Here is an 11647-nt window from a genome sequence, read left to right on the forward strand (position 1 = left end):
TGTGTTGATTATATTATTTCACCCATATATAGTGGATGCCATATTTTAGAAATACTATATTTTGGAGCATACAATGAACATTTTTAGTGTTATTAAACGTGATGGTTCACGTGCTGATTTTGAAATTCAACGCATTATCCACGCCATCAAAAAAGCATCAAGTGCGGTCAATATTCACGATGAATTTTATTGTCATCAGATTGGTCATGAAGTAGGAAATGAAATTTTTACTCATCATCAGCAAGAAATCGACATTAATCAAATCCAAAAAATCGTCGAAGACAAATTAATGGCAAGCCACTATCCCCAAATCGCACGTGCTTATATTGAATATCGCCACGAGCGTGATTTAGCCCGTGAAAAACGCAGCAAACTCACCAAGGAGATTGAGGGATTAATTGAGCAAAGTAATGTGGAATTGTTGAATGAGAACGCCAATAAGGATGCGAAAGTCATTCCTACCCAACGGGATTTACTTGCTGGCATTGTGGCAAAACATTACGCCAAACATCATATCCTGCCACGTGATGTGGTTGAGGCGCACGAAAAGGGGGAAATTCATTATCATGATTTAGACTACGCACCGTTTTTCCCAATGTTCAATTGTATGTTAGTGGATTTAAAAGGTATGCTTTCTCAAGGGTTCAAAATGGGTAATGCCGAAATTGAACCGCCAAAATCCATTGGTACAGCAACAGCCGTAACCGCACAAATCATTGCACAAGTTGCCAGCCATATTTACGGCGGCACTACGATTAACCGTATTGATGAAGTGCTGGCACCCTATGTACAAATCAGCTATGAAAAACATTTAAAAAATGCCCAAGAATGGCAAATACCAAATGCGGAAGACTATGCAAAAGCCTTGATTGAAAAAGAATGTTTTGATGCCTTTCAGTCCCTAGAATATGAAGTGAACACCTTGCATACCTCAAATGGGCAAACCCCTTTTGTGACTTTTGGATTCGGTTTAGGCACAAGTTGGCAAGCCCGTTTAATTCAACAATCTATTTTAAAAAACCGTATTCGTGGTTTGGGCAAAAACCATAAAACGCCTGTTTTCCCAAAACTCGTCTTTACCATTAAAAAAGGGCTTAACCAAGCAGAAGGCGATCCGAATTATGATATTAAACAACTAGCGCTTGAATGTGCCTCTAAACGGATGTATCCGGATATTCTCAATTACGATCAAGTCGTGAAAGTAACGGGTTCTTTTAAAGCGCCGATGGGCTGCCGTAGTTTCTTAGGGGCTTATGAAAAGCAAGGCACAGAAATTCACGACGGACGTAACAATTTGGGCGTAGTGAGCTTAAACTTACCTCGTATCGCTTTAGAATCAAAAAACGAAGAGGAATTTTACCGCACTTTGGATGAGCGTCTCGCCATCGCCAAAAAAGCCTTAATGACAAGGATTGCCCGCCTTGAAAATACCAAAGCACGCGTAGCACCGATTCTTTATATGGAAGGCGCCTGTGGTGTACGCTTAAAAGCAGATGATAATGTCGCACAAATTTTTAAAAATGGGCGGGCATCTATTTCACTCGGCTACATTGGTATTCACGAAACCGTCAATGCCCTTTATAAAAAAGGTCATATTTTTGATGATGAACAATTACGTGGCAAAGGCATTGAGATTGTCCGCCATTTACATCATGCCGTGAAACAATGGCAACAAGAAACGGGCTACGCCTTCAGCCTCTATTCTACGCCGAGTGAAAACTTATGCGACCGTTTCTGCCGTTTGGATACCAAACAGTTTGGCATTATTGAGGGGGTCACAGACAAGGGCTACTACACCAATAGCTATCATTTAGATGTAGAAAAGAAAGTCAATCCTTACGACAAATTGGATTTTGAAATGCCTTACCCGCCTTTAGCCAGTGGTGGATTTATTTGCTATGGTGAATATCCGAACATTCAACACAACTTAAAAGCGCTTGAAGATGTATGGGATTACAGCTACGACCGCGTCCCTTATTATGGCACCAACACGCCTATTGATGAATGCTATGAATGCGGTTTTACCGGAGAATTTGAATGTACGAGCAAAGGTTTTGTTTGTCCGAAATGCGGTAATCACGACAGCAGTAAAGTGTCTGTTACCCGCCGTGTATGCGGTTATCTGGGCAGTCCTGATGCACGTCCGTTTAATGCAGGGAAACAAGAAGAAGTAAAACGTCGTGTAAAACACCTTTAGAGACGAAAAAAGTGCGGTTAAAATTGACCGCACTTTTTTAGATAAACCGAAATAAACTATTCTTTCTTCAACAAGAAAACACCATATTTCGACAAATTTACATAGGCTTGTTTCAGATCAGCATTAAAATCCTCCGGTTTACAACTCACCAGTAATTCTTTTCCCGCCCAAATCGCAACCACTTCCCAATGGTTGCCCATATAAACCGCACTTTTAATCTCACAACGTTGATTATCCGTACCTTCATTGCTCAAATAAATAGCTTCGGGACGAACACCCACCAAGCATTCCCCATCAGCTAAACCAAATTGTTCTGCATTAGAAAGGGTAATTTGATAACCGTTAATCTCCACGGTATCCTGTTGCAATTTTCCTTCGAAAATACTGGATTCCCCCATAAAATTCGCCAAAAATAAGGAATTCGGACGAAGATAAAGTTCTTTCGCCGGTGCTTTTTGCATAATCTTACCTTTATGCATCACAATCACTTCATCGGATACGGCGAAGGCTTCCGTTTGATCATGGGTAACATATAAGGACGTAATACCCAAACGTTGTTGTAATTCACGAATTTTTTCACGCATGGAACGGCGGAGATTTGCATCCAAATTACTCAATGGCTCATCAAATAACAATACTTTAGGTTTCAATACTAAAGCACGGGCTAATGCCACGCGTTGTTGTTGCCCACCGGAAATTTGATCAACAAAGCGCTCTTCAAAACCGGCTAAATCCACTAATTCTAAGGCTTCTTTTACTCGCAGGGCGCGTTCTTCTTTGCCCACACCTTGCATTTTTAAGCCGTATCCCACGTTATCGCCAATAGACATATGGGGGAATAGAGCATAAGACTGGAATACAATACAAATATCACGATTTTGAATAGAAGATTTTGTCACATCTTCACCGTCAATAAAAATTTGACCTGAAGTCGGCGTTTCTAAGCCTGCAACCAAACGTAATACCGTTGTTTTACCGCAGCCGGAAGGACCAAGCAAAGTGACCATCGTGCCACGTTTAATGGTTAAATCTAAATTATCGATGACAACTGCTTTACTAAATGCTTTGGTCATGTTTTTCAATACTAAAAAATCGTTGTTCATATTTACTACCTTTTAAAAACTTTTCATTTTTATACCGCACTTTTGTAAATTTTCAGACGGTGTTTAATTCATGTTTTTCGCTTTTGAGCGACTAATACGGGTATCCCCTACGATCCAGTCGAAGAATAGAATAATCGCCATCATCACGACGATTAAAATCGAACCATAGGCAATTGCCACGCCGTATTCACCGTCCTCTACCCTATTTAGAATATAGGATGTAGCAACACGAGTGTCGGCAGTAACAAGGAAAACGATAGCGCTCACCGTTGTCATAGATCGTACAAAGCTGGTGACTAATGCAGATAACAGAGCCGGTTTAAGCAATGGCAACACGATAAACACAATCGTTTTAAATGAACTTCCCTTAAGCGAAAGCGAGGCTTCATCAAGGGATTTATCCAACTGTCCTAGCCCCGCAATCGCAGCGCGCATCCCCACCGGCATATTACGCATCACCATGGAAAAAATAATGATTAATCCTGTCCCTGTGATATAAATCGGTGCGTTATTAAAAGCAAGAATATAGGATACTCCCGCCACCGTACCCGGTACGGCAAAACAGAGTAAAGTTAGAAATTCTAGCGTTTTCTTACCTTTAAAATCACGACGCACCGTAATATAGGCAATCAATAAACCAAAGAGCGCAGTAATCGGAGCTGCCGCAGCGGAAAATAATACGGTTTGGATAAGAGATGGCCACGCCCCGTCACTAAACCCTTGACCAAATAGAGCAAGATAATGTTTCAATGTTAACGTGTAATCCACGCCCCAGTTAGCGGTAAAACTACCGTAGAAAATACTGCCGTATAAAACCACATTGAATAATACCCAAAAGCCTAGAATCAGCATAATGGCGTATTTCATTAGATTTGGCAGATCTTGCACATCACCGCGATAGGATTTACCGGAAACGGTCACATATGAGCGATTACCAATCCATAAATACTGAATCACGAAAATCGATAGCGAGAAAATCAGCAATAGGCTACCTAGCGTACTGGCAGAGGCATAGTCAAGTTGTGAGCCTGCAATAAAGAAGTAGATTTGTGAGGAAATCACATCAAAACTACCACCAAGCACCAATGGCGTACTAAAATCCGCTAAAGATTGAATGGCGACAACAAGGAATGAATTCCCCAATGCCGGTTTTAATAACGGAAAAATGATATTGAAGAAAGTTTGATAGCGGTTTGCACGCAAGGTGTATGAGGCTTCTTCAATAGAAGGATGCACAGATTTGAGAGCCCCCTCTAAAATCATAAAAGACATAGGGGTTAGAGCAAGTGTATGAGCGATCACAATCCCCGTAAAACCGTATAACCAGTTATTGTTAAAACCAAGATATTCAACCAAGAACTGGGTAACATAGCCTGAACGCCCAAGCATTAATGTCACGCCCAATCCCACCACAAATGGCGAGGTAACAATCGGTAAAATGGAGAAAATTTTGCCAATAAAAGCGGTACGTTTGGCAATACGTGTCGTATAAAGGGCAAAAATTAAACCGAATTAAAGTTGCCAATACACCAATAGTTGCCGCCACGCTTAAAGAATTGAGAATAATACGAACAATATAGGGTTGTTTAATGATCGTTAAGAATTGAGTCGGCACAAATTCCGAACCGTCATAAAACATAGAAATAAAAATGGCGAGCGTAGGATACACAATGAAGAAAAAAATCATTAGTACAATACTGATAAGCGAGGCAATAATAAATTTGTCCCCTTGCATTATCTTCATTTTAGCCAAAGCATTCGTTGCCATTGCAATCAATGACACAACCAACACAAAAACCCCATAGCCAAGGCTAATTTTAGCGATCGTTGCAGACACAAAAATAAAGGCAAAAATCGTGCAAATAAGCAAAAATTCAAACAAACCTTGTTGATAATTTTTTTGTTTAAAGCACTTTGACACAGCAGGGATGAGCAATAAACTTGCGAACCATGCCCAACTTAAATTGAGTGAAGACCATCCCATCGCCTCTAACAATTCGTCTGATGTAGCTTCCCAAATCCCATAATAAAGCGCAGTATAAGGCAAACACATAAACCCTACTAACGCAGCGGTAATCCAAAACCAATTATCGCTTAAAAATGCCAGCTTTCTCATTAAAACCTCCGAAAGACTATTTGGCGTTTTCCTATAGTATGAACAAAATAACCACGCCACTAATTCATACTCATATTGATAATACACACGATAAACAACATCAAAGTGCGGTCAAAAATTGGTAAATTTTCGGTATTATGTAGCAAACACACAAAAGTGAAAATTGCAACGATTTGTAGGGACACACAGCGTGTGTCCCTACAAATAAACCTAGATTAGATTTGTGCAACAGCGATATAGTGCCGTAATTTTCAATCGCACAAGAATATTATTTCGCTAATTTAATATCTTGAACCCATTTTTCAATAAGACGTTTACGTTCTTCTGTAGCACCGTATTTCTCAAAGTCATAATTGATTAAATTGAGTTTAGTCGGATTAAATGCCACCGGAGATTGTTCCGCTGTCGTATTGGTTAAAATTTGCAAGGACTCGCCTTTCTTCCATGCTAGCTCCTGCCCTTCTTTAGAAAGCGCCCAATCTACAAATAATTTAGCATTATCAAGGTTACGTGCTCCTTTAAGGATACTCACACCACCCAATTCATAGCCTGTTCCTTCACAAGGTACAATTAATTCCAATGGTGCACCTTGTTGTTTTTCCAATGCATAATCGTGTAAGAAACCGACACCCACTGCCGTTTCCCCCCGTGCTGCATTGCGTGACGGTGCGATACCGGATTTGGTGTACTGAGAGACATTCGGATGTAATTGTTTAAAGAAATCAAAAGCTTTGTCCTCACCCCAAAGTTGTACAAAGGTCGCAATAGCGGTATAAGCTGTACCGGAACTTTGCGGATCGGCAATTTGAATTTCACCTTTTAAATTTGGATCCGTTAAATCCTTCCAACATTTCGGGACTTCTTTAATTCCTAATTTAGCAAGACGTTCGGTGTTTACCCCAAAACCTAAAATCCCCATATAAATGGCGGAAACATAATTACCTTTCGTTTTTGCAGGATCACGGAACGCTTCGACAATTTCATCAATATGTTTAGATTTATAAGGCTCAGTCAACCCTAATTCTGCCGCCTGTGCTTGTGGATCAAAGGTACCGCCGAACCAAACATCGGCTTGCGGATTATTTTTTTCAGCCTCCACTTTTGCAAAGGTACTGCCCGAACCATTGCGGATAAACGATGTTTTTACATCATATTTTTCACCAAACGCTTTCGTGGTAGTTTCACATAAAATATTCGTAGCACTACAGTACACCACCAAGCGCCCCTTGGCATTCACTGTAGAAGACATCATTAAACCGCCCGCTAAAAGTGCGGTTGAAATTGAAAGAGAAATTTTATTGAGTTTCATAGCAAATACTCCTATTGGGTGAAAACGATAAAATATTACGTGAAAACGAAAAATAATACCGTGATTGCCCTCACAATTTTGTAAATTGATCGCGTAAAATAAAGGTGAAATTAACCGCACTTTTCTTTATAATTCAGGGAGTTTTATCAGCCTCCAAGGTTATATTTATGCCAGATTCATCTTGTATCATCATCGCCATCACCGGTGCTTCTGCCTCAGGCAAAAGTTCCATTGCCTCCACCGTTCATAAAGAACTTTGTCACGAATTAGGCTGTCAGCAAATCGGTATTATTACGGAAGATAGTTACTATAAAGACCAAACCCATTTAGAAATGAGCGAACGCGTAAAAACCAATTATGACCACCCCAACTCAATGGATCGCGATTTACTCATTCAGCATTTAAAAGATTTAAAAGCCAATAAAGTCGTAAATATTCCCGTTTATAGCTATGTAGAACATACCCGAACAGCTGAAACCACTCACTTTACCCCTAAACGTATCGTTATTTTAGAAGGTATTTTATTACTCACTGATGAGCGGGTACGCCAATTAGCGGACATTTCCGTGTTTGTGGATACACCGTTGGATATTTGTTTTATCCGCCGTTTACAACGTGATATGGAAGAGCGCGGACGTTCACTTCAATCTGTGATCGATCAATATCGCTCAACGGTGCGCCCAATGTTCTTACAATTTATTGAGCCGTCTAAACAGTATGCCGATATTGTGATTCCTCGTGGAGGTAAAAATCGCATTGCGATCAATATGTTAAAAGCTCAAATTCTTCACTTATTGAATCAGAAATAGGAGAAATTATGCGCCTTTGTGATACGGATATTGAACGCTATCTTGATGATGGCATTATTTCTTTAACACCTCGTCCCGCTAATGACAAAATTAACGGTGCAACCATTGATGTCCGTTTAGGCAATTCCTTCCGGGTATTTCGCGAACATTCTGCACCTTATATTGATTTAAGCGGCCCTAAAGAAGAAGTATCTGCACAATTAGAATCGGTCATGAGCGATGAAATTATCATCCCTGACAACGAAGCCTTTTTTCTACATCCCGGTGTATTGGCACTGGCGACTACGTTAGAATCCGTCAAATTACCGGCAAATATCATTGGCTGGCTAGACGGACGCTCTTCCCTTGCCCGTCTGGGATTAATGGTGCACGTGACGGCACACCGTATTGATCCGGGTTGGGAAGGTAAAATCGTACTTGAATTTTACAATTCCGGTAAATTACCTTTAGCCTTGCGCCCCAATATGGTGATCGGTGCGCTCAGTTTTGAAGTATTAAGCGGTGAAGCTGCCCGCCCTTATAATCGCCGTAAAGATGCGAAATATAGAAACCAACAAACGGCTGTGGCAAGTCGCATTGATGAGGATAAATAAATGAAAAAGATCGCAATAAGCCTGTTGATCGTGCTTGTTTCGATCTTTGCTTTTTTTTACATCCAGCTCCAACAAGCGAAAACACAACTCACAGAACAATTAGCCCAACACAATATTCAAGTAAAATCCCTTGAGTTCAATCTCATTCCTCAACCTTATTTTTCTATTGAGCAACTGAGGTTTCATGAGATGTCCCTCAAACGGATTGAGGGAAAATTGGCATTTTTACCGTTAATTCTCGGCGAGCCAAAATTTGAACAACTCATAATAAATCAAGCTAAATTCGGTGAAAACTCCCTCAATTCAGCGAAAATAACTCTACAACTTTCAGATTTTTCACTGAAAAAATTATTGGCAAAAAGTATTTCTTTTAACGGGGAAAATCGAATCTCTATTGAACTTGAAAAACCGATTTATGGAAAAAATACAACATTCGATTTCTCCTTTAATAAAGCAAATATTGCCCTTCGACAAGATAAAGAATCATTAATCCAAATTGAAAAAGCAAAACTCAATGAGCAAACATTAGGGTATATTGAAGTGCACGCTGATTTTTCTAAACCGTATAAAATACTGGCAGCCTACATCAAGCCGGCCTGCACCACTGATTGTTTAGCCGTGCTAAAATTCAATAGTCTTGCACAAGAAAGTGCGGTCAAATTTTCCGGTAAAAATTTTCCTATGGAGCGCTTACTCACCCTATTAAGCTTTCCTAATACAATGACCGGCACAACGGATTTTAATATTCAGCTGACTTTTTCCAATTCAGAATTAATGCAAGGAAAATTTGATTTTAATGCACGGGACGGGGAACTTTTAGGGTTAAATTTACTTGATCTTGCTACACAGTACTTTCCGATTAATTACAATGATGAACTTTTACAGGGGAAAAGTATGAATACCGCCTATCAAGCCTTTACTTCATCATTGAGCCTTGAAAATAATTTATTAACCGTCAATAAAATCAGCCTCAAAACACCCGTACTTTTAGGTGAAGGCAACGGTGCGATTGATTTACACACCATGCAATGCGATATTAATCTCAAGCTTTCTGCAACAAATGAAAAGTACCAAAACCTGAAACTCCCTATTCGCTTTTTTGATAGCTGCTATTCGCCTCAGTACAAACTGGAAATAAATAAAGATTTTCGGAAACAGTTAAAAGATCTCATTAAGAAGAAATTGAAGTAATGTCTTTTTACCAACAAGCTGAAAAAATCCAAACTTGGCGGGTCATTATCATGGCTTGCACCGCCTTTATTTTCAATACTACGGAATTTGTACCCGTTGCATTATTGACTAATATTGCTCAAAGTTTTGAAATGCAAACTGCTGAAACCGGACTGATGATGACAGTCTATGCTTGGACTGTACTGGTGATGTCTTTACCGGCAATGCTGGCAACAAGAAAAATGGAGCGGAAAAGTTTACTCATTAAACTTTTTTTGATTTTCATTATCGGACATATCCTCTCTGTGATTGCGTGGAATTTTTGGGTATTACTGATTGCCCGTATGTGTATTGCATTAGCTCATTCTATTTTTTGGTCTATCACTGCCTCCCTCGTGATGCGAATCGCCTCTAAAAATAAAAAAACTCAAGCACTCGGTATGCTGGCGATAGGCTCCTCCCTTGCCACGATCCTAGGCTTACCCCTCGGACGTTTAATCGGTCAGCTTGTCGGATGGCGGGTTACTTTCGGCATTATTGCCGTCCTAGCATTAGTAGCTATGTTCTTAATTATTCAGCTTTTACCCCGTCTCCCAAGTAAAAATACCGGTTCACTTGCCAGCTTACCTGTTCTCGCCAAACGCCCATTGTTAATCGGGCTTTATATCACAACGGCGCTCATCATTTCGGCACATTTTACCGCCTATACCTATATTGAGCCTTTTATGATTCAAATAGGACATTTGGCGCCAAATCTTACCACAATGATTCTCCTCGTATTTGGCTTGTCAGGTGTGAGTGCGAGTTTACTTTTCAATCGGTTATATCGCTTTAACCCCCAAAAATTTATTCTGAGTGCAATCATATTATTTATTATCTCGCTCTCACTGTTGTTAAGCTCGACCCACTATGCCACTACAATATTTATCCTTGCCTTCATTTGGGGAATAGGCATTTCCTGCATTGGGCTTGCGTTACAAATGCACGTTCTGAAACTCGCCCCTGACGCTACCGACGTTGCCACAGCAATTTATTCGGGCATATTTAATGCAGGGATTGGTGCCGGAGCGTTATTCGGCGGTCAAATCATGAATTATGTGGGATTGGAATATATCGGATTTAGCGGGGCTGTACTGGGGATCATTGGATTAGCAATTTTCATTGTTTTCCAATTTCGTGATTCTCAGAAAAATACCTAACTTACAACAAATTCAGTTATACTAACCGGGTTTGAAACCTCAAATTAAGGAATAACTATGGCAACCCAATCCGACTATCGTTACACCCTCAATGCAGGCGATAAATATCACTTTGATGTGGTGGGTTTTAAATTGACCGAAGGNCTTTCCGAACCCTTTAAATTGGAGTTGCAGTTATCAAGTTTTNACCCAAATGTGTCGTTTTCNNCGNTGATTGATACCCCGGTGACCTTCACCTTTTGGCTGGGTGATAAAGCGGTTCGGTATGTCAATGGGATTGTCACGGGCTTCGGTTTGGGGAAAAGCGGTTTTGTGCGCACCTCTTATCAGATGGTGGTCGAGCCNGCGTTGGTNCGGGCNGNATTGCAATCAGACAGCCGTATTTTTCAACATCAAAACAGTGAAAAAATCATCCGCACGTTGCTGCAAAAAAATCGGGTGGATAATGTGGCCTTTGAACCTTTGCCGTCGGATTGGGAACGCGAATACTGTGTGCAATATCGGGAAACGGATTTGACCTTTATTGAACGCTTGGCGGCAGAGGAAGGCCGGTATTATTATTTTTCCCACGGAGAAGAAAGTCACGCGCTACACTTCGGTCATCAAAGTACGGCATCGCCGATTTTAGGCACATTGATTTATAANGCCACGCCGGCAGGCGACCGCCCTNNTGCNNGCCTATGGCAATTTGAATACTGTCGAAAAGTCACCACNAATCAACANACCCTACGGGATTATACGTTTTTAAATCCGAATTANACCCTTGAACATCAACAAAGTGCGGTCAATTCNGACGGTGTTTCTTCCTCTTCTNCTCAACATACCTATGAAAACTATGACTACCCCGGTCGATATAAACGGGATGAACANGGCCGTCCTTTCAGTCGCTATCGTTTAGAATCCGCCCTTGCCTTATCTGAAACCGCTCAAGCCACAGGGGATGATATGCGGGTGATACCGGGTTATGGTTTTACCTTGGAAGGCCATATTAATCCCGCCTTTAACCAAGATTGGTTCATCGTGCGGGTGGAACATCAAGGCTATCAAACCGGTGTCATGGAAGAGGAAGCCGGTGAAGAAGGNAACCGTTATGAAAACAAGCTGTTTCTGATTCCCCATCATAAACCTTGGCGTAGTCCTCAAACACCCCG

Annotated in this window: 8 protein-coding genes and 1 pseudogene; 6 read left to right on the forward strand and 3 right to left on the reverse strand. The window is 40.7% G+C overall.

The window, feature by feature from the left end:
- Window positions 1–73: 73 nt before the first annotated feature.
- Window positions 74–2197, forward strand: a complete 2124-nt coding sequence (nrdD, locus tag A3GE_RS0109945; RefSeq protein ID WP_018357111.1) for an anaerobic ribonucleoside-triphosphate reductase — start codon at window positions 74–76, stop codon at window positions 2195–2197.
- A gap of 56 nt (window positions 2198–2253) precedes the next feature.
- Here nrdD and fbpC read toward each other — a convergent pair whose 3' ends face one another.
- The 3 genes and pseudogenes from fbpC to A3GE_RS0109960 all read right to left on the reverse strand — a co-directional run bounded on the left by fbpC (window position 2254) and on the right by A3GE_RS0109960 (window position 6725).
- A complete protein-coding gene (fbpC, locus tag A3GE_RS0109950) occupies window positions 2254–3300 on the reverse strand; it encodes a ferric ABC transporter ATP-binding protein (protein ID WP_018357112.1) in 1047 nt (348 codons plus the stop codon).
- 63 nt (window positions 3301–3363) lie between these two features.
- Window positions 3364–5416: pseudogene (locus A3GE_RS11510) on the reverse strand (ABC transporter permease).
- Between the two features lie 268 nt (window positions 5417–5684).
- Window positions 5685–6725, reverse strand: coding sequence for an ABC transporter substrate-binding protein (locus tag A3GE_RS0109960; protein WP_018357113.1), 1041 nt, complete (start codon window positions 6723–6725; stop codon window positions 5685–5687).
- A gap of 167 nt (window positions 6726–6892) precedes the next feature.
- Here A3GE_RS0109960 and udk point away from each other — a divergent pair, with 167 nt between their 5' ends.
- The 5 genes from udk to A3GE_RS0109985 all read left to right on the forward strand — a co-directional run.
- Window positions 6893–7534, forward strand: coding sequence for a uridine kinase (udk, locus tag A3GE_RS0109965; protein WP_018357114.1), 642 nt, complete (start codon window positions 6893–6895; stop codon window positions 7532–7534).
- Between the two features lie 8 nt (window positions 7535–7542).
- Entirely contained in the window at window positions 7543–8127 is a 585-nt protein-coding gene (gene dcd, locus A3GE_RS0109970; protein ID WP_018357115.1) for a dCTP deaminase, read from the forward strand.
- Complete coding sequence (locus A3GE_RS0109975) at window positions 8128–9318, forward strand: AsmA-like C-terminal region-containing protein (RefSeq protein WP_018357116.1); 1191 nt, start codon at window positions 8128–8130, stop codon at window positions 9316–9318.
- Entirely contained in the window at window positions 9318–10496 is a 1179-nt protein-coding gene (locus A3GE_RS0109980) for a sugar transporter (RefSeq protein ID WP_018357117.1), read from the forward strand. Before A3GE_RS0109975 ends, A3GE_RS0109980 begins: the two co-directional genes overlap by 1 nt.
- Before the next feature lie 57 nt (window positions 10497–10553).
- The coding region (locus tag A3GE_RS0109985; protein ID WP_018357118.1) for a type VI secretion system Vgr family protein at window positions 10554–11647 on the forward strand (1094 nt) is incomplete at its 3' end.

The sequence above is a fragment of the Rodentibacter pneumotropicus DSM 21403 genome (genome assembly GCF_000379905.1).
GTDB lineage: Bacteria > Pseudomonadota > Gammaproteobacteria > Enterobacterales > Pasteurellaceae > Rodentibacter > Rodentibacter pneumotropicus.

What these genes read in the sequence shown, in the direction of transcription:
- nrdD (WP_018357111.1), top strand. Translation starts at nt 74, where the DNA reads ATGAACATTTTTAGTGTTATTAAACGTGATGGTTCACGTGCTGATTTT.
- A3GE_RS0109980 (WP_018357117.1), top strand. Translation starts at nt 9,318, where the DNA reads ATGTCTTTTTACCAACAAGCTGAAAAAATCCAAACTTGGCGGGTCATT.
- A3GE_RS0109960 (WP_018357113.1), bottom strand. Translation starts at nt 6,725, where the DNA reads ATGAAACTCAATAAAATTTCTCTTTCAATTTCAACCGCACTTTTAGCG.
- udk (WP_018357114.1), top strand. Translation starts at nt 6,893, where the DNA reads ATGCCAGATTCATCTTGTATCATCATCGCCATCACCGGTGCTTCTGCC.
- dcd (WP_018357115.1), top strand. Translation starts at nt 7,543, where the DNA reads ATGCGCCTTTGTGATACGGATATTGAACGCTATCTTGATGATGGCATT.
- fbpC (WP_018357112.1), bottom strand. Translation starts at nt 3,300, where the DNA reads ATGAACAACGATTTTTTAGTATTGAAAAACATGACCAAAGCATTTAGT.
- A3GE_RS0109975 (WP_018357116.1), top strand. Translation starts at nt 8,128, where the DNA reads ATGAAAAAGATCGCAATAAGCCTGTTGATCGTGCTTGTTTCGATCTTT.